Origin of the sequence: Streptomyces sp. NPDC058145 (genome assembly GCF_042884245.1) — a bacterium.
Lineage (GTDB): Bacteria > Actinomycetota > Actinomycetes > Streptomycetales > Streptomycetaceae > Streptomyces.
Window position 1 is genome coordinate 1 of sequence record NZ_JBHVUH010000029.1, and the last position, 17,593, is coordinate 17,593.

Sequence of the window (17,593 nt, forward strand, 5' to 3'; positions counted from 1 at the left end):
ACACCGCGCACGCCGACGTCAATGCGGCCATCAACATCAAACACGCGGGCGGGCAGCCCGTGTCAGCCTGTGGAGACCTCGCCGCCAGGCGGTCTATGAAGCAGGAACCTGTAAGCCGGGCGACCGGCCGAACCCCCTCATAGGGGAATCCCCCTCGTTCACGAGGGGGAGGACGTCAATGCTGCCCGTGTTCTCACCAGGTAGGGATGAATCCTCCGTCGATGATCATGTCGCTGCCGGTGATGTTGCGCGCCTGGTCGCCGACGAGAAACAGCACCAGGTCGGCGACTTCCGCTGGTGTGGAGAAGCGGCCGGTGGTGGTGGAGCCGGCCGCCTGCGCGACCACGTCGTCCGGGGTGATGCCGGTGGCTGCGGAGACCGTGGCTGCGACCCCGTCCTGGGCCAGCCACAAGTCGGTTTGCACCGGTCCGGGGCTGACAGTGTTGACGCGGATGCCCTTGGGCCCGACTTCCTTCGACAGCGCCTTGGAGAAAGCGACGACGGCGGCCTTGCTGGCGCTGTAGTCGATCACCATCGGGTCGGGCAGGGTGGCGTTGACGGAGGCGACCGTGACGATCGAACCCTGCCCGGCCTGGAGCATGAGCGGCAAGGCCGCTCGGGTGACTCGTACGGCGCTGAGCAGGTTCAGATTCAGGATGTGCTGCCAGTCGGCGTCGGTCACCGACAGGAAGCCGCTGGTCCGGGCAGGGGCGGCGCCGACGTTGTTGACCAGGACGTCGACGCGTCCCTTGGCCTCGCGGATGAGCCGCTCGGCGTCCTGGGGATCGCTGAGGTCGACGGGGATCCAGGTGACCGCGCCATCTTTGACAAGTGCCTCCAGTTCGGGTGTGGAGGTTCGGGATCCGGCAATCACCGTCGCCCCGGCCTGCGCCAGGGCCGCGACGATGGCCAGTCCGATGCCTTTACTGGCGCCGCTCACCACGGCGGTGCGGCCGTGTAGTGGGCTGTTCATTGGTGCTCCTGGTTCTCCCGGTGCCGATACGCACCGATGTTCGGTACCGCTTCCGGCGGTTTCACTGCCCTCAGCTTCCGGTGACTACCGTGAACTGCGCATCAGTCGACCGACTGCGAGCTCCGACTGGGCAGGCCGCTCGGGCGGGTGCAGGCGGGGTCATCACTCCTTTGGGCCCGCTTCGGCCATATCGGTGAGGGCGCGACGCAGGGTGGCTCATGATCGCGGAACCGATCGTGCCGGCTGTTCTCCTGCGGGCACGCCGGATGGGCACGGCGAAGGCACGTGTGCGCATGACTTCCGCCCACAGGAAGACAGACCCCAGCGACTCCACTGACCCCCGGAGGCAATCGCACAAGTGGTCGAGACGTGCCCGCCACATCCGCTCACCGTGCGAGCAGGAATCAGCCCCTCCTCATCTTCACGACCAAACGGAAACAGAGGAGCGAATGGCATCGCACTGCGACCTCGGAGAGGCCCAGGCGCGTGTCTTTACCTGATAAAGGTTGGCCTGAAACTTTTCGCAGGACAACAGTTGAGCATTGGACTGTCGAAGATCGGGCAGTCGTACGCCTGGACACCCGCCCCAGCCGGTGGGGTGTCCGCCTCCTGGGTGCGGACCAGTCTGCGGTCAGGGTCAGCTCTTGTGCTCTATTGGGGGGATCGATGCAGAGATTCGGCGCGCGAAGACGTACGAGGGTTCCCGACCCGGCCACCGGCGCCACCCATTCAGAAGGCCGCCCGACCGACGGGCTGCCGGCCTTCGAACTGTCCCTGCCCGAATACCGGACCCTCGTCCGCGTGATCGAACATGCCCAGGCCTGCCTCGTCCTGCGCAGCGGCAGTGACGCCGAGACCATCCGCAACGCCAGCGGTGCCGAGTTGACGCCCCTGCTCCACCAGCGGGCAGCCGACAGCCATGCCCGGGGGGTTGACGGTTTACCGATGCTGGCCTGCGAGATCCGGCACCTGGAGGCGGCGGTCCTGAACCTGGAGTCCTACGGCGGACACGAAACCGTGCTCTGCGAGGGCTACGCCCTGCTCGAACGATGCGAAACCCTCAAAGAGGACGCCCAGACAGCGCGCATGACCGAAGGGGTGCTCAGCCTCGGCCGGCACACGCCCCCGGCGGCCAGTCCCTGATTGATCGCCACCGCTGTGCCGGGACTGCTTTTTCCTCGTCTCGGATCCCGTGGCCCTCGGCACCGCTCCGGCCCTAGGTGACCCGACAAGAATGATCACCCGATTACCACATTAGAGGGCTCGTCGATCAACTTTGATCCTTGTTGAGCAGGCTTCTCCCCCGGTGCGTCGGTGCGCATACGGTGCGTTCACGGGCGGGCCCGGAAACGGAGCCGGCCGCAGCGGTCAATCAAGGGGAGGGCGCCGATGGCGACTGTGGAAGTGGCATTGAAGGAAATGGTGACCGGGATCGAGGGGGCACTGGGGGCGGCTGTCGTCGACTACACCAGTGGCATGGCCCTTGGCACCCTGGGTGGGGGCAAGGACCTGGACCTGACGGTTGCCGCGGCCGGGAATACGGACGTGATCCGCGCCAAGGTGCGCACCATGGAGCTTCTCGGACTCCAGAGCCAGATCGAGGACATCCTGATCACGCTGGGAGGGCAGTACCACCTCATCCGGCTGGTGACTGGCCGGGACGGGAACGGCCTGTTCCTCTACCTCGTGATCGACAGGACCCGCTCGAACCTGGCCATGGCGCGCCATCAGCTCAAGCGGATCGAAGGGCAACTCGAGGTCTAGATCCTCCTCGAGACCGGGCTGACACATGCTCATGAATTGAAGAATTCTTCAAGCCATCACATGGAGAGGACGACAATTCATGAACGGCGGCCGCCCGGAGCGAGAAAGATGATTAGGCAGGACTCATGGCGCGGCTGCGTCCTCGGGGGCGAGCCGCGCCATGAGAGGCCCCTAGACAGGCAGGAAGAACGCTATGCGGGTTCCTCTTTACCAAGCCAAAGCAGAGTTCTTCCGTATGCTCGGGCATCCCACCCGCATCAGGGTCCTGGAACTGCTGCAGCACGGCCCGGTCCCCGTACGGGACTTGCTCGCGGACATCGAGATCGAGCCCTCCAGCCTCTCCCAGCAGCTGGCCATCCTGCGCCGCGCGGGCATCGTCGTGTCCATACGAGAGGGCTCCACCGTCACGTACGCGCTCGCCGGTGGCGATGTGGCCGAACTCCTGCGTGCGGCTCGCCGCATCCTCACCGAGCTTCTGGCCGGACGGAACCAGCTCCTGGCCGAGCTGCAGCAGACCGACACCTCCCCGCCGCGAGCAACAGCGGCAACCAGCACCTCAGTTGAAACCGGCGCCCGCTGAACATGGCTGGGCTTGCTTCCTTGGTGTGGTGGCCGCCCTGCGAGCGTCGTCAGGAGTTCAGAGCGTCGATGAGTGCCTTGGTGACGTCCTCGGTGGAGGCGGTGCCACCGACGTCTCGGGTGAGGATGCCCGCGGCCGTGGTCGCCTCGATCGCCTTGTGGAGGCGGGCCGCCTGGTCGGACAGGCCGAAGTGCTCCAGCATCAGGGCCGCGCTGCCGACCGCGCCGATCGGGTTGGCCAGGCCCTGGCCCGCGATGTCCGGGGCGGAGCCGTGGACAGGCTCGAACATGCTGGGGAAGCGGCGCTCGGGACTGAGGTTCGCGCTGGCGGCCAGGCCCAGGCTGCCGGCGAGCGCGCTGCCGAGGTCGGAGAGGATGTCGGCGTTGAGGTTGGAAGCGACGACGACCGAGAGGTCCTCGGGCTTCAGTACGAACTTCGCGGACATGGCGTCGACCAGGACGCTTTCGGTCCGCACGTCCGGGTAGTCGGCGGCGACCCGCTTGAAGACGTCGTCCCACAGCACCATGCCGTACTGCTGGGCGTTGCTCTTGGTGACGGAGGAGACCTTCTTGTGTGCCCTGGTGCGAGCCAGGTCGAAGGCGAAACGCATGATGCGTTCACAGCCGACCTCGGTGAACAGGGCCGTCTGGAGCGCGACTTCACCGCCCGGTCCGCGACCGCCGAGGTTGCGGCCACCGAGGCCCGCGTACTCGCCCTCGCTGTTCTCCCGGACGACGACCCAGTCCAGCTCGGTGTCATCGGCCTTGCGCAGTGGGCTGGCGACGCCCGGGAGGAAGTGCACGGGGCGGACGTTGGCCCACTGGTCGAAGTTCTGGCAGATCAGAGATCACAGAACGATGGCAGGAGGAGACTGGCGAGCCCTTCCTCCAACAGCACCTCGATGACGCCCGACAACTAGCGGTCGTCCTACGGCTCTGCGCCGAAAAGGACGTCGACCTCCTCTTTCTCTGACGTCCAGCAGCCGGGCACCGGACCTCACTGATGGGGATTCCTGGAAACGACCGGTGTTACTCCTCTTGATCCAGTTCTCAACGGCTGGGGAGACATGGCAGGTAGGACGCCGACGACGAGCCGGTGTCGCCAGGTTGATCAGGTACGGCCTGTAGATCCGGCCCCGCTCAAGGCTGCGTGGCCTTTCCGGGCGACCTTACGCCTCGTCCGCGGGAACGGCCGGCTGTCCGGCGTAGCGGTGGCGCATGGCGTCGCTGGCCGCGGGACCTGCAGTGAAGACGTAGGCAGTGCTGTCGTCGAGTCGGTGTCCGGTCCTGGCGTCGACGACGACGGGCTCGACCTCGTCACCGCTGTCCGCGTCGACGAGGATCATGCTGCGCTCAGCCGGTGCGAGGCGGGAGTTGCCCCACGCGGCCAGGGCGACGATCACCGGGCGCAGGGAACGTCCGAGTTCGGTCAGGACGTACTCATGCCGCACAGGGTTGGTCTGGTAGGGCCTGCGCTCCAGCAGGCCGTCCGCCACGAGGGTCTTCAGCCGGGTGGTGAGCATGCTGGAGGAGATGCCCAGGCTCTCCTGGAACTGGTCGAAGCGGGTGTAGCCGTCGAAGGCGTCGTGGAGGAGCAACAGCGTCCACCACTCGCCGACGTGCTGCACCGTCGTGGACAGCGGGCACTCCCGGTCCTCCAGCCTGATCCGGCTTGCCAAGGTGGCCATCCCCTCAGTTACTGCTAAAGTCGAAGCTACTGGCTTCTATTTTAGCAGTCGAGACGGGAGCGGTGCCTCGCACCCCCGCACCCGGAAACGGAACACACCGTGACCACATCCATCAGCGAATCCCTCGAAGGCCGGCGCGCTCTGGTCACCGGCGGCACCAAGGGCACCGGAGCCGCCATCGCCCGGCGCCTCGCCCAGGCCGGTGCGACCGTGCTGGTCACGGCCCGCAGCCGCCCCCACGACATCGAGGAGAAGACCTTCATCACCGCCGACCTGTCCTCCGCCGAAGGCGCCGCCCACGTGGCCGCCGAAGTGGAAGCCCGCACGGGAGGCGTCGACATCCTGGTCAACACTCTCGGTGGCTCCGAGGCGCCGGCCGGAGGGTTCGCGGCGCTGGGCGAGGACGACTGGGCCAGGGAGCTGAACACGAACCTGCTGGCCGCCGTCCGCCTGGACCGCGCTCTCCTGCCGCACATGATCACCCTGGGCAAGGGCGCGGTCGTGCACGTCACCTCGATCCAGCGCCGCATGCCGCTGTGGAACGGAACCCTGGCCTACGCCGCGGCCAAAGCAGCCCTGACCACCTACAGCAAGGGCCTGGCCAACGAAGTCGCCCCGCACGGCGTCCGCGTCAACACCGTCTCACCCGGCTTCGTCCAGACCACGGCCGCCGACGGCCTCGTCACCCGGATCGCCCACGATGCCGGCATCACCGAGGAAGCGGCGCTGGGCCGGCTCATGGACTCTCTGGGAGGCATCCCGCTCGGCCGCCCCAACCGGCCCGAGGAAGTCGCCGAACTCGTCGCCTTCCTCGTCTCCGACCGCGCCTCGGCCATCGTCGGCGCCGAACACGTCATCGACGGCGGCACCACCCCCACCGTCTGAACCCGCCACCACCCCAAGGAGCGTCATGCACGACAACCAGCCCCGGACCATCACCCCGGACGCCCTGCCCGAGGTGATCACCCGCTACCTCACAGCGCACCACTCCCACGACACCGCCACTGCGATTGCCGTGTTTACCGACGACGCCACAGTGATCGACGACGGCAACACCTACCAGGGCACCGCCGCGATCGAGCGGTGGCTGGACCGGACCGCCACCGAATTCAACTACACCATCCACCTCACCGGCGCCCAGCAGACCGACCCGGCCCACTACATCGCCACACACCACCTAGAAGGCAACTTCCCCGGCGGCACCGTCGATCTGCGCTACCAGTTCACCCTGAACAACGACCTCATCGAACACCTCGCCATCGAACCCTGAACCCGCTCCCACACCACCTGCTGCCGCGCGTACGAGGGAACCCACTCACCCCGGACCACGCCCCGTCCCAACCCTCACGCCCCCCAACCAAGAAACCAGTTCGGGACCCACCCGCAGATCAACCAGTCCACACCTGGGGAATCAAGGCAAGCAAATCCGGGGCCATCCTCAGCACAGGGTGAGGAGAATCAAAGATCCCCATCATCAAACCCCTGCGGTTACGGGACAGCCCTTGGGGCAGAGTCAATTTATCCGCCGGCGCCTTCTCGTCCGCGCACCCGGTGATCCACCGGTCGGCGAGGGTCCGCCCGCACTGTGTGAGCAGTTGTGCGGAAAGGGCGCTGTCGCTCGCGCAGTCCTGGTCGGTCAGGTCGGTCAGGGCCTGCACGGAACGGAAGTGGCGGGCGGCGCGGACAGCGTGCAGCGGCCGGCCACGGCGTGCACCTCCGTGCCGTGTCGGCGGGCCCGCCGGGCGAGTGCGACCGGCAGCTTGCCCGACAGGGACATGAACTTGTCGATGCCGAAGATGAGCATGATGCCCGCGGCCGGGACCGAGCCGGCCGTCGACAGCGTCGCGGTGAGCGCGATGAAGCCCCCGCCCGCGACGCCTGTGCCGGGCGCCGCCTTCCTCGACGATCCGCCCGGCCCGCCCGCGAGCACCCAGCCGGACGCCGAGGGTCAGCCCGGGGGCGTGCTCGTCCGGGCCGGCGCGGGTTCCAGGCGGACCACGATGCTCTTGGACGTCGGCTGGTTGCTGATGTCGGCCACGCTGTCCAGGGGCACGAGGACCTGGGTCTCCGGATAGTAGGCGGCGGCGCAGCCCCGGCTGGTCGGGTACGGGACCACCTCGAAGTCCTGGGCGCGGCGTTCGGCGTCGTCGGTCCACACACCGACCAGGTCGACGTGCTGTCCTTCGGCAAGGCCGAGTTCGCGGAGGTCGGCCGGGTTGACGAGCACCACGCGGCGGCTGCCGTGGATGCCCCGGTAGCGGTCGTTGGGCGTGTAGGGAATGGTGTTCCACTGGTCGTGCGAGCGCAGCGTCTGCAGCAGCAGGTGCCCTTCGGGAAGGCGCGGCATCTCCCAGGCGTTGCGGGTGAACATCGCCTTGCCCGTGGCGGTGGGGAACACGCCCTCGTTGACCGGGTTCGGCAGCTGGATGCCGCCGGGGCGGGCCACTCGCCTGTTGAAGTCGTGGAGCCCCGGCACGATGCGGGAGATCCGGTCGCGGATGGTGCCGTAGTCGGCCTCGAACTGCTCCCAGGGGATGTCGGCCCTGCCGTCGAGGGTGCGGCGGGCCAGTCGGCACAGGATGGCGACTTCGCTGAGCAGCAGCTTGGAGGCCGGCCTCAGCCGCCCGTGGGAGGTGTGTACCTCGCTCATCGAGTTCTCCACGGTGACGAACTGCTCTCCGCCTGCCTGGATGTCCCGTTCGGTGCGGCCGAGGGTGGGCAGGATGAGCGCGGTCCGCCCGCAGACGGTGTGGGACCTGTTGAGTTTGGTGGAGATGTGGGCGGTCAGGCGGCAGTTGCGCATGGCGGCCTCGGTGACCTCGCTGTCGGGTGCGGCCCGGACGAAGTTGCCGGCCAGTGCGAGGAAGAACTTGATACGGCCCTCACGCATCGCCCGGATCGAGTTCACCGAGTCCAGTCCGTGGGCGCGCGGCGGGTCGAAGCCGAACTCCCGCTGCAGCGCGTCCAGGAAGATGTCGGGCATCTGCTCCCAGATTCCCATGGAGCGGTCGCCCTGCACATTGCTGTGTCCGCGCACCGGGCAGGCTCCGGTGCCCGCCCTGCCGAGGTTTCCGCGCAGCATCAGGAAGTTCACGATCTCCCGGATGGTGGGGACACCGTGCTTGTGCTGTGTGACCCCCATGGCCCAGCAGACGACGACTCGTTCGCTGCGCAGGACGTCGTCGTGGACCTTCTCGATCTCCTTCCGGGTCAGCCCTGTCGCGGTGAGCATGTCGTCCCAGGACAGCGCACGCGCGTGCGCGGAGAACTCCTCGAAGCCGCTGGTGCTGGAGCGGATGAAGTCGTGGTGCAGCACCTGCCCGGGCCGGGTGTCCTCCGCCTCCAGCAGCAGGCGGTTCAGCGCCTGGAACAGTGCCAGGTCACCGCCGGCGCGGATGTGCAGGAACCGGTCGGCGATCTGCACACCACGCCCGATCACGCCGCGCGCCTTCTGCGGGTTCTTGAATCTCAGCAGGCCGGCTTCGGGCAGTGTGTTCACCGCGATGACGCGGGCACCGTTCAGCTTGGCCTGTTCCAGCGCGGACAGCTGTCGCGGGTGGTTGGTTCCCGGGTTCTGCCCCACCAGGAAGATCAGGTCGGCGTGGTGGAGGTCGTGCAGACTGACCGTTCCCTTGCCCGTGCCCAGCGTCTCGTGCAGGGCGAATCCGCTGGACTCGTGGCACATGTTGCTGCAGTCGGGCAGGTTGTTGGTGCCCAGCGCCCTGGCGAAGAGCTGCAGTACGAACGCGGCCTCGTTGCCGGCCCGGCCCGAGGTGTAAAAGACGGCCTCGTCCGGTGTGTCCAGGGAGGTCAGCTCGGCGGAGAGCAGTCCGAAGGCGTCGTTCCAGCTGATCGGCTCGTAGTGGTCGGACTCCGGCCGCTTCACCATCGGTTCGGTGAGCCGTCCTTGCTGGTTCAACCACATGTCGGACCGGCGGCTCAGCTCGGAGACGCTGTGCTCGCGGAAGAAGTCAGCGGTGACGCGGCGCGTCGTGGCCTCGTCATTGATGTGCTTGGCACCGTTCTCGCAGTACTCGTTGCGATGGCGGTGGCCCGGAGAGGGGTCCGCCCAGGCGCAGCCGGGACAGTCGATGCCGCCCACCTGGTTCATGGTCAGCAGGTCCACCCCCGTCTTCAGCGGGGACGTCTGCTGCAGGGAGTACTCGAGGGCGTGCACCACCGCGGGCACACCCGCGGCCCATGTCTTGGGCGGTGTCACGGTGAGCTCGTCCTGCGGCTCTTCGCCCGGGGGCTTGTTCATCGGGTCGCCTCTCGCTCGTCGTCGCCCCGCACGCGGTCAGCCGACCGGCCAGCAGGGCACCTGGCTCCTCGGCGGTTCCGGTTCCGCGGGCCGTACGTGTCCGTGGCGGATCGTCCCTCGCCAGGAGCCGCCCGCCTCCCCCAACCCCTCGATGTACTCCTTGAAGTGCCCGAGCTCCGATCGCACGACACGCCTGGTCAGCCCGGGTACGACGGTGAGCGCGCCGGCCACGCCGCGCGGCTCGACCTCCAGCCGTAGCCTGACCGACGTACTTCCTCCCGCGGTGGGCCGGAACGAGACCTCGCCGCGGTGGGAGGGACGCCGTTCCAGGCTCCGCCAGGCCACACGGGTGTCGGGCTCCTGCTCGACGATCTCCGCCTCGAACTCGCGACACACCGGTCCTACGCCGATGACCCACGTGGTGACGTTGGGCTTCACCTGCTCCACCCGCTTCACCACGGTCATGAACCGGGGAAAGCTCTTGAACTGCGTCCACTGGTCGTACGCGGTACGCACCGGCACCGCGATCTCGATCGTTTCGTTGACGGTATTCATGGCTCACCCATCTCCCGCCCCCGCTGTCCCCCAGTCTCGCCGCCCGGCAGACGGGCTGCCACACGGCCGGTGAGCCGTGTGCGCCCTTGAGCAGCCGACCGAGCGGTCCGGGTCGGGTGGGTGCGGGCAGCGGCGACGAGGCAGCTGCCGCGGCGGCACGATCCGAAGACCGCGAGGCGCGGTGCTCTGGGACTCCGCGTGGGTCGACGCCGTACACGACGGAAGCCCGAGGCTCTCGTCCGCGGCCCGGACGCTCCGAGGCGACGGATCACCAGCCCGGCTTGCGCGCCTTCTGCGTAGATCGCAAGTAGGTCTCGTACCCCGCCTCCTTCAGCACCACTTCGACTCTCGTCATGACTTCCGCGGTGCTCTTCCCGGCCGCGAGCAGTTCCCGCATCGCGCTGACGAACATGGTGATGTCCTGCTGCTTCAGAGCGCGTTCGCAGTCGACGCTGCCCTTCTGCGCGCTGAGGCCGAGGGCCTGCCAGGCGGCCTGCGCCCCACGGTCGGGCACACGGAAGTAGGCGCCGTTCACCCAGCCGGCGATTCTGCCGTAGTCGGCGCAGATGGGCTGGAGACGGGCCAGATAGGGCAGCCGGACGTTCTTGGTGTCCACTGCCGAGCGAAGGACGGCGCGCAGGTAGTCGTCGTCGGCCTTGGCGTGTTCCAGCAGATAGCGGCCGCCCAGCCGGTGCCAGGCGTGGACCTGCCGTGCCCGGGTGTCGGCGGACACCGTCACGACCGTGGCGTGGGACCACTGCCGGGCGGTCCGTTGGGTGGTGGCGGCGTCGGGGACCATGGTGTGGAATCTCGCCAGGGAGACCGGCTCCACCACGGCGACCGCCACCGCCGCCACCACCACCATGGCCGTCACCAGGCGCAGGCCGAGACGGCGGCCATCAGCGGCTCCACCGCCGGACCGTGTGAGTTCCTCGCCTGCCGCGTCTGTCGGCCGAGTCTGCCGCGGGCGCACGCGTCGCACGAGTGATACGGCCGCAGCCGCCAGAAGCGCGATGATCGCGGCGAGCGTGAGGACGCCGTTGACCAGGCGCGGCAGCGTCCACGACATGGTGTCCCAGACCGGACGCCAGGAGCAGCTGCTCTCCAGGGTGTTCAGCGGCCCGACGCAGCCGTCCGAGGAGACGAGCAGCATCATCCCCCCGAGTCCCAGCAGGGCGGCCGACTCCGCCGCGATCAGGGCGGCGACCAGCCGGCGTCCTCGGCCCGACCGCGCCGCCGCGACTGCAGCGGCCACCCCTGCCGGCACCACCAGGGCGACGAACAGCGACGCCAGATAGTGCGCTTCGTGGACACCGATCAGCTGCTGCGGACCGGACGGGGGTGCGGGCAGGAGGGCTTGCGCAACCACGACGGCGAGCCAGCATCCTCCCCCGCCCAGCGCCCCGGGCCGCAGAGCCCGGCGCAGGGGCGGTAACGGTTCCCCCGCCGGGGCCTTCTGGCCGCCTCCGCCGGGCAGGGCGTTGGTCACCCAGCGAGGAGCGCCCGGGGCGCGGCCGAGCGCCCAGGCAGCCAGCGGTACCACCCACAGGGCCGCGATGGCGGCGGGAATCAGCGGCGAGGCGACGAATCCACCCAGAATCGGCCAGGCGGCCGCCAAAGCCGATACGACGACCGAACCGTCCGCCGCCGTAGCGTCGGGGGCACCCGCACCGCCGGAACCGGGGAACGCGTTCAGGACGCCCTGCCGCATGCCACTGCTGTTGTACGACGCGCCGGCCGCCCAGCTCGCCCCGTCCATGGTCCACCAGGCGAACCACGCGGACAGCACCAGCATGGCGGAGCCCAGGCCGATCAGCAGTGGCGGACGGAGGGAGCGCCCACGCCAGGTACCGGCCCACAGACGAGCGCACTGGGTGACCCACCAGGCGAACGCGACCCCGGCGCACACGATGAGGAGCGGAACGGCGGGCCGCTGTGGAAGCCACTGGGCACCACTGATCCCATAACCGGTGAACAGCCCGCCGGCACCGAACCCGGCACCGAGCCACAGGCCCGCCCGCGCTCCTGAAGGGATCCGGTCGCCGGTCAGGACCGCGTAGGCAACTGATCGCCACAGGGCGGTGCCGATCACCCCGGCGACCAGGGCGGCCGGGGCCAGCGAGACCAATTGGACCCGCCAAAGGCTGTATTGGTTGTAGGTCGACAGATAGGTCAGCAGATGGATGTTGACCATCGCCGCTGCGGCCCCCGTCAGGAACATCGGCAGCGCGTGGGCCCCGAACAGCGGCGCCGGATCCGCCAGGGCGCCGCGCCGCTCCTCCCAGCGCGGATGCGTGCCCCACAGCTCCCGCAGCGAGCCGAGCGCGCTCCGGAGCCGGCCGTCCGCCGGGGTCCGTGGCGTGACGTCCCACTTATGCGGGTCCGCACCCCAGCGCACCGCTGCCAGATCCGCATAGACCTCCCGGCTGCGCAGCACGTCCGACCGCGCGAGGTAGACGAGCGCGGCCGTGAGAGCGGGCAGCAGCAGGCCACGGGTGAGCGACGGGAGGTCGGTGGGCTCGCCCCACCAGGTGAGGAAGCCATGGACCTGCCTGCTCACCCAGACGAGGTAGGGCAGGAGGACCAGCGCGAGGAACACGCGCCAGACGGCGACCGTGCCATAGGTGACGGTGATGTCCCGATTGGCGATGTGGGCGAACTCGTGCAGAAGCACTGCCCGAAAGCGCTCGGGGTCACTGCGCCGGCAGGCGAGCAGACCGCCGAACAGGCACACGGTCGGCCGGCGGTTGCGGCCGAAGACCACGGCACCGGTCGCGACCGAGGCCCGGTCCACGACCACCCGGGGAAGCCGGGCCAGGCCGGCCGTAGCCGCTATATCGGTCAGCAGCGCCCGGATATCACCGTCCGGATCCACTGACTCCAGCGGAACGGCACGCCTGTGCCGGGCCTTCCAGAAGGGCAGCAGGACGAACAGCAGCGTGGCGGCGACGGACAGCAGGACCGGCCAACCGTAGATCAGCCACTGTGCCGGCGGCGGTGCGTACTTGGCCATACAGCCCCGATAGGCCACGGCCTGACTCAGAGCGTTGATCACCGAAGCCATGTCCCCGCCCCGGTCCGGGTCGATCCCTGTGGCGAGTGTGCAGCCCATGGCATCCGTACGGTGCAAGGACTTGACCACGGGCAGCATCATCGCCCCGCCCGCGGCAAGGAGCAGAACCACCAGCAGGGCGAACCGCACAGTGGTACCCGCGCCCATCGCCCGTTCGTCGATCCGAGGCCGAGGGGCCGTCACGCCCATGGCGCGCTAGTTTTCGGACGTGGAACCGGTGACGGCGGGAGAGGCCGGCCCGCCGTCGTCCGAGCAGGACGGATCGGCCAGGACCAGCCCGGTCACCACCGCGTTCGCGATCTCCGAGGCCTGCGCGGCGGCAAGACCGCGCTGCTCGGCGGTCGCCAGCACCAACCGCTTCACCTCGGCGAGCTGTTGGCGGGTGAGCGGGGGCACCACGACCGGCGGACGGCTTCTGCGCAAGAGCCGGCGCAGCACACCGGCCGACTCCCTCGACGCACGCTCCATGGCGACATCGCCGATGCGCCGGGCCGCCTGGTCCAGAGCCAGCCAGACCACCGGGGTGACCAGCACGGCGATCTCGCCCATGCCGAAGCCCAGCGGTTCCCGGCGCTGCCCGTGGCCGTCCAGACGCCGGACGACGGTGGCGTCATCGAGTTCCAAGAGCCCTTCCAGCAGGGGAAGTTCGTCCGGCGCCGACTCAATGACCACCTCACGGACGACATCGCGGACCGGGCGTCCTTCGGACGGGAGTACCTCCGAAACCATGTGATCCCCCTCCTAAGAGCCTGGTGCTTGCCATGACGGCCGGGTCGGCTGATGACCACTGTGGCACGGAAGCCGGATGCCGGATGCCGGACAGGAAAAATCAGCCGTACGCAGCCGGACCGGCTGCCAGATGGCGCTCCCCCCGAGTGCCGTCCACGGCGTCGTCGTTTCTCGCACGCGGGAGACACGGGCCCGACGGCCGCGGACGTGCTCGACAACGGCCTGTCCCAGCACGCCCTGTACGAGGGCGCCGGGCTGAACGCCATAGGCACCCGCGGAACGAGCCTCGTGAGCCGCTTGCGACCACGCGGCGCCAATTATCCTCACCCGGCGATGCCGGACGACCACCGCGTCCAGGAGGGATGCGTGAACTACACCGTCCCAGGCAACGTAGAGCGAGCACTTGACCCTCACGTGGCGTCATGCCGCATCGTCGGTGGCGTGGAGGAACACCTGACCGTGGGACGCGTGGCCGAGCTGGCCTGCGTGAGCGTCCGCACGCTGCATCACTACGACGAGATCGGCCTCGTGCAGCCATCCGCGCGAACCGCGTCCGGATACCGGGCCTACTCGGCGGGCGACATCGAGCGACTGCGGGAGGTGCTCGTCTACCGGCGGCTGGGCTTCGGACTGCGCGACATCGCGGCTCTGGTAGACGACCCGGACACCGACGCGGTCGCGCACCTGCACCGGCTGCGCGGCCTGCTGCTGGCACAGCGCGACCGCGCTGCCGCCATGGTCACGGCCCTGGACAGGGAACTGGAGGCACGGGCAATGGGGATCAGGACAACGTCGGAGGAACAACTGAAGGTATTCGGCGCGCAGTTGTACGAAGCCATCGGGTCCGCTTACCCCGCGACGCGACGCACCGAGCCGCGAATCGCCGCGAGGATCTGGGATGCGCTCGGGGACGCACGGACGGTGCTGAACGTGGGCGCCGGCACCGGCTCCTACGAACCCCAGGACCGCGACGTGACCGCGGTGGAACCGTCGGCGGTCATGCGGGCGCAGCGTCCCGCGAGCGCGGCGCCGTGCGTGGCCGCCGCCGCGGAGAGCCTCCCGTTCGAGGATCAGTCCTTCGACGCGGCGATGGCCTTCAGTACCGTTCATCACTGGCGGGATCCGATCGCCGGGCTGCGCGAGATGCGGCGAGTGGCCCGGCGCGTGGTGGTGTTCACGCATGACGCAAGTGACACCGGATGGCGTCACCGGTTCTGGCTCACCCGCGACTATCTGCCTGAGGTCACCGAACTCGTCGCCGGCCGGCCCTCGGTGGACCAGCTGGCCCGCGCGATCGGGGCTCGCCTGGAGCCGGTGCTCATTCCATGGGACTGTGCTGACGGCTTCTTCGAGGCCTACTGGCGCCGGCCCGAGGCGTACCTGGACGAACATGTGCGCCGCGCGGTATCGGTATGGACCAGGGTCGGGCCGGAGGCCGAGCAGCGGGCGGTGAACAGGCTCCGCGACGACCTTTCCTCGGGCCAGTGGGCCGAACGCAACCGCGACCTGGTCGATCTCGACGCGGCAGAGCTCGGCCTCCGCCTGCTCGTAGCCTGACCACCACGCGCGAGCACGCCGCAAGTGGGCTGTTCCGTCAGGGTCAGTGGAAATGCTGTGCGCTTGATCCGCTGAGTGGCTTTCAGGAACGGTACTGTCCCGGAGATGTGAGGCAGGGATGCGAGCAGAAGGGTTCGGCCCCCGTGGCTGAGCGTGCCGTCGTGAGAGGGATCAGCCCCGTCATCGTGTCCCTGGTCTCGCTCACTGCGGCGGGACCGGTGTGGGCGCAGCCGGCGCCCGGCGATCAGACCACCTTGCATGCCGAGGTCGCCACGGTGCCTGTCGAAGGTGGTGCCCGGTGGGACGCCGACGGTCCGCTGCCCACCGGCCACCGGACCGAGCAGCCGCAACGGCCCGGGGTCACCTCCACCGTCCACGGCGTCGACCGCCCGCAGCCGGGCACGGCTCTTTCCGTTGGTGTGTCCCAGTCGTCCCCACCGGCCGACTACGCCCCTGTCACCGAAACGGTCAAGGGCAGGGTGGGCGACACCGTCGTGGTCCGGCTCGGTGTGGCGAACGTGGGCCCCGGTTCCCCGGACGGCGGAGCCCGTGGATCTTTCGCGGTGGTGCCGCCCCCCGGGACCACGATCACGTCCATTCCCTGGGAAGGGGACGACGACGATCGGAGGTACTCCTGCCGGCCACCGGAGGACAAGGACAACTACTTCTTCCTGTGCGACCTCTCGGAGCGGCCTGCCCCAGGCCCCGGGTCCTCCAGCACCATCGGTTTCCACATCCGGATCGACAAGCGGATCCCCGGCGCCAAGGGCTCCATCACCGTGTACGGTGCGAACGATCCCGTGCCCGGAAACAACCGTGACGCGATCCCCGTCGAGGCGGCACCCGCACCGCTCTGGCGGTGGCAAAATCCGCTCTGGCGGTGGCAGCACTGGGTGCTGGCGGCGGGGGTGCTGGCCCTTGTGGCCCCGGCGGGCAGACGGTTCGTCAGGAGGCGGCGGCAGGGCACTCCCCAGGGAGCGTCTTGTCGATGATCGGTCGAGGCAGATGAGGTCCCGAACCGCTTCCGCCGCCTCGGGCCGGTCCCGTGGCCGGTGACGGGATCATCGTCAGGTCCTTGAGGGCATCGTGTTCAGGTTCCGCACCGGTCCGCCCTGGGCGGGCGATGCGGTGAACGAGCCGGTGTGGGGGAACTTACCGACGAGTTCGGCGGCCACGCTCCGGGCTTGCGGGTCCGGGTAGGAGGCCAGGTGCTGCGGTGCGGGGGCAAGGACCGGTTCGCGCCAGGTGCGCAGGTGTCGCCCTTGCACCGAGCGCAGGCCAGGGCGGGAAAGCCGAGATCCTGACCCCGGCGTCAGGCGTCGGCCATGGCGATGGGGTCATCCCGTGGCGGCCTCGGCCTCACCCTCGTCCGCGCCAATCACACGCTCACCCTCCCGCAACGGGTGTCAGCCGGTGCCACGGAGCCGGGCTTCCACGGCGCCGTCGGTGATACGCGTGTCGAAGGCGGGTTGCGGGGCCGTGGCCGGTCCTCGCAGGTTCCACCCGTCGGAGAGCCGGAAGACGCTGCCATGCCACGGGCACCGCACACACCCGTCGGCGACGTCGCCTTGCGACAAGGGGCCAGCCAGGTGACTGCACTGGTCGGCCAGGACGTGAACCACATCGTCGCTTTCGCGTACGACCATGACGGGTACATCGTCCACGTGCCGGCGTGCTGCCTGCCCCAGTGTGAATTCAGCGAGTTCTCCCAGGCGGTGCCATCCGGAGGACACCGCGTGGGCGACGTACTCGGCGTGGTTGGCTCCGGATGCCTGTCGATAGGCCATGTGGCCGCCGAGCGCCCCACCGAGTCCCGTGAGACTCAGCCCGGCCATCCCCAGTGCCTTTCCGGCCGCCTCCCGGCCACGGGAACGAGCGACCAGGGAACCGGCGAACAGTGTGACTGCCGCACTGTTGGCCAGAGCGTGGACGACGCCGACGCGCTGCTGCTGACGATGCAACTCGGCCCAGTCCGCCCAGCCTGTCACCGCTGCGGGCACAGCGACCACCAGTCCGGCGAACGTGAGGGCGCGCGGCCCTCGCCGCACCCCAGGCAGCACGTCCAGCAGGGTCGCCGACAGCCATGTGCCGATGGGGACCTGCACGAGAAGTGGATGCACGGGGTGGCCGAGCCAGCGTCCGTGCAGAACGTCCCGGGCTGCTCCGAGCGGTAGCGACCGCACGGTGTGCTGGACGGCCTCGATCACCCGATCGGCGCCAGGCCACCGTTCCAGGCGGTCCAGCATCGCCAGGGCCCGTCCAGGGCCTCGCTGCGTCATGAGGTCCTCCCGGAGCCTTGACTTCGCGCTGAGGGAAAGGGCGGGTAGCCCTGTGGGCTCGACGAAAACCGCCCGGCTGCGCCTGGGACGCCGTCTCCTCGATCCCGGCTGGTTTCCGCATCGGGCAAACGGGCC

Annotated in this window: 16 protein-coding genes; 7 read left to right on the forward strand and 9 right to left on the reverse strand. The window is 69.0% G+C overall.

The window, feature by feature from the left end; genetic code table 11:
* Positions 1-193 precede the first annotated feature (193 nt).
* On the reverse strand, positions 194-973 hold the full coding sequence (locus ACFVVO_RS36975; protein ID WP_390061079.1) for an SDR family NAD(P)-dependent oxidoreductase: 780 nt from the start codon (positions 971-973) through the stop codon (positions 194-196).
* 666 nt (positions 974-1,639) lie between these two features.
* Here ACFVVO_RS36975 and ACFVVO_RS36980 point away from each other — a divergent pair.
* The 3 genes from ACFVVO_RS36980 to ACFVVO_RS36990 all read left to right on the forward strand — a co-directional run bounded on the left by ACFVVO_RS36980 (position 1,640) and on the right by ACFVVO_RS36990 (position 3,317).
* A complete protein-coding gene (locus ACFVVO_RS36980; RefSeq protein ID WP_390061080.1) occupies positions 1,640-2,116 on the forward strand; it encodes a hypothetical protein in 477 nt (158 codons plus the stop codon).
* Between the two features lie 246 nt (positions 2,117-2,362).
* A complete protein-coding gene (locus tag ACFVVO_RS36985) occupies positions 2,363-2,737 on the forward strand; it encodes a hypothetical protein (RefSeq protein WP_390061082.1) in 375 nt (124 codons plus the stop codon).
* Positions 2,738-2,930: 193 nt separating this feature from the next.
* Complete coding sequence (locus tag ACFVVO_RS36990) at positions 2,931-3,317, forward strand: ArsR/SmtB family transcription factor (RefSeq protein WP_390061084.1); 387 nt, start codon at positions 2,931-2,933, stop codon at positions 3,315-3,317.
* Between the two features lie 49 nt (positions 3,318-3,366).
* Here ACFVVO_RS36990 and ACFVVO_RS36995 read toward each other — a convergent pair whose 3' ends face one another.
* Together ACFVVO_RS36995 and ACFVVO_RS37000 are read right to left on the reverse strand one after the other, a co-directional pair.
* On the reverse strand, positions 3,367-4,161 hold the full coding sequence (locus ACFVVO_RS36995; protein WP_390061135.1) for an isocitrate/isopropylmalate dehydrogenase family protein: 795 nt from the start codon (positions 4,159-4,161) through the stop codon (positions 3,367-3,369).
* Between the two features lie 324 nt (positions 4,162-4,485).
* On the reverse strand, positions 4,486-5,004 hold the full coding sequence (locus tag ACFVVO_RS37000) for a winged helix-turn-helix transcriptional regulator (RefSeq protein ID WP_390061086.1): 519 nt from the start codon (positions 5,002-5,004) through the stop codon (positions 4,486-4,488).
* A 99-nt stretch (positions 5,005-5,103) separates the two neighbouring features.
* Between ACFVVO_RS37000 and ACFVVO_RS37005 the strand changes: the two genes are divergently transcribed.
* Positions 5,104-5,889, forward strand: a complete 786-nt coding sequence (locus ACFVVO_RS37005; protein WP_390061087.1) for an SDR family oxidoreductase — start codon at positions 5,104-5,106, stop codon at positions 5,887-5,889.
* 25 nt (positions 5,890-5,914) lie between these two features.
* Positions 5,915-6,274 carry a nuclear transport factor 2 family protein gene (locus ACFVVO_RS37010; RefSeq protein WP_390061089.1) on the forward strand — a complete coding sequence of 120 codons (360 nt, stop codon included), beginning with the start codon at positions 5,915-5,917 and terminating at the stop codon, positions 6,272-6,274.
* Positions 6,275-6,649: 375 nt separating this feature from the next.
* Here ACFVVO_RS37010 and ACFVVO_RS37015 read toward each other — a convergent pair whose 3' ends face one another.
* The 5 genes from ACFVVO_RS37015 to ACFVVO_RS37035 all read right to left on the reverse strand — a co-directional run bounded on the left by ACFVVO_RS37015 (position 6,650) and on the right by ACFVVO_RS37035 (position 13,622).
* The gene (locus ACFVVO_RS37015) at positions 6,650-6,934 is read right to left on the reverse strand and encodes a hypothetical protein (RefSeq protein WP_390061139.1); all 285 of its coding nucleotides are present in this window, start codon (positions 6,932-6,934) and stop codon (positions 6,650-6,652) included.
* An 18-nt stretch (positions 6,935-6,952) separates the two neighbouring features.
* Positions 6,953-9,265: an FdhF/YdeP family oxidoreductase gene (locus tag ACFVVO_RS37020; protein WP_390061091.1), complete on the reverse strand. Its 2,313-nt coding sequence runs from the start codon at positions 9,263-9,265 to the stop codon at positions 6,953-6,955.
* 36 nt (positions 9,266-9,301) lie between these two features.
* The gene (locus ACFVVO_RS37025; RefSeq protein WP_390061093.1) at positions 9,302-9,820 is read right to left on the reverse strand and encodes an SRPBCC family protein; all 519 of its coding nucleotides are present in this window, start codon (positions 9,818-9,820) and stop codon (positions 9,302-9,304) included.
* Between the two features lie 268 nt (positions 9,821-10,088).
* Positions 10,089-13,040: a M48 family metallopeptidase gene (locus tag ACFVVO_RS37030; protein ID WP_390061094.1), complete on the reverse strand. Its 2,952-nt coding sequence runs from the start codon at positions 13,038-13,040 to the stop codon at positions 10,089-10,091.
* Between the two features lie 48 nt (positions 13,041-13,088).
* Positions 13,089-13,622 carry a hypothetical protein gene (locus ACFVVO_RS37035; RefSeq protein ID WP_390061096.1) on the reverse strand — a complete coding sequence of 178 codons (534 nt, stop codon included), beginning with the start codon at positions 13,620-13,622 and terminating at the stop codon, positions 13,089-13,091.
* Between the two features lie 468 nt (positions 13,623-14,090).
* On the opposite strand from ACFVVO_RS37035, the gene ACFVVO_RS37040 reads away from it, so the two are divergent.
* Positions 14,091-15,179, forward strand: a complete 1,089-nt coding sequence (locus tag ACFVVO_RS37040) for a methyltransferase domain-containing protein (protein ID WP_390061136.1) — start codon at positions 14,091-14,093, stop codon at positions 15,177-15,179.
* A 161-nt stretch (positions 15,180-15,340) separates the two neighbouring features.
* A complete protein-coding gene (locus ACFVVO_RS37045) occupies positions 15,341-16,171 on the forward strand; it encodes a hypothetical protein (RefSeq protein WP_390061098.1) in 831 nt (276 codons plus the stop codon).
* 414 nt (positions 16,172-16,585) lie between these two features.
* Here ACFVVO_RS37045 and ACFVVO_RS37050 read toward each other — a convergent pair whose 3' ends face one another.
* The gene (locus ACFVVO_RS37050; RefSeq protein ID WP_390061099.1) at positions 16,586-17,458 is read right to left on the reverse strand and encodes a Rieske 2Fe-2S domain-containing protein; all 873 of its coding nucleotides are present in this window, start codon (positions 17,456-17,458) and stop codon (positions 16,586-16,588) included.
* Positions 17,459-17,593 lie beyond the last annotated feature (135 nt).

Bases quoted from the DNA above. Each gene is read 5' to 3' on its own strand.
- ACFVVO_RS36975 (WP_390061079.1), bottom strand. From the start codon at position 973: ATGAACAGCCCACTACACGGCCGCACCGCCGTGGTGAGCGGCGCCAGT.
- ACFVVO_RS36980 (WP_390061080.1), top strand. From the start codon at position 1,640: ATGCAGAGATTCGGCGCGCGAAGACGTACGAGGGTTCCCGACCCGGCC.
- ACFVVO_RS36985 (WP_390061082.1), top strand. From the start codon at position 2,363: ATGGCGACTGTGGAAGTGGCATTGAAGGAAATGGTGACCGGGATCGAG.
- ACFVVO_RS36990 (WP_390061084.1), top strand. From the start codon at position 2,931: ATGCGGGTTCCTCTTTACCAAGCCAAAGCAGAGTTCTTCCGTATGCTC.
- ACFVVO_RS37000 (WP_390061086.1), bottom strand. From the start codon at position 5,004: ATGGCCACCTTGGCAAGCCGGATCAGGCTGGAGGACCGGGAGTGCCCG.
- ACFVVO_RS37010 (WP_390061089.1), top strand. From the start codon at position 5,915: ATGCACGACAACCAGCCCCGGACCATCACCCCGGACGCCCTGCCCGAG.
- ACFVVO_RS37020 (WP_390061091.1), bottom strand. From the start codon at position 9,265: ATGAACAAGCCCCCGGGCGAAGAGCCGCAGGACGAGCTCACCGTGACA.
- ACFVVO_RS37025 (WP_390061093.1), bottom strand. From the start codon at position 9,820: ATGAATACCGTCAACGAAACGATCGAGATCGCGGTGCCGGTGCGTACC.
- ACFVVO_RS37030 (WP_390061094.1), bottom strand. From the start codon at position 13,040: ATGGGCGCGGGTACCACTGTGCGGTTCGCCCTGCTGGTGGTTCTGCTC.
- ACFVVO_RS37035 (WP_390061096.1), bottom strand. From the start codon at position 13,622: ATGGTTTCGGAGGTACTCCCGTCCGAAGGACGCCCGGTCCGCGATGTC.
- ACFVVO_RS37050 (WP_390061099.1), bottom strand. From the start codon at position 17,458: ATGACGCAGCGAGGCCCTGGACGGGCCCTGGCGATGCTGGACCGCCTG.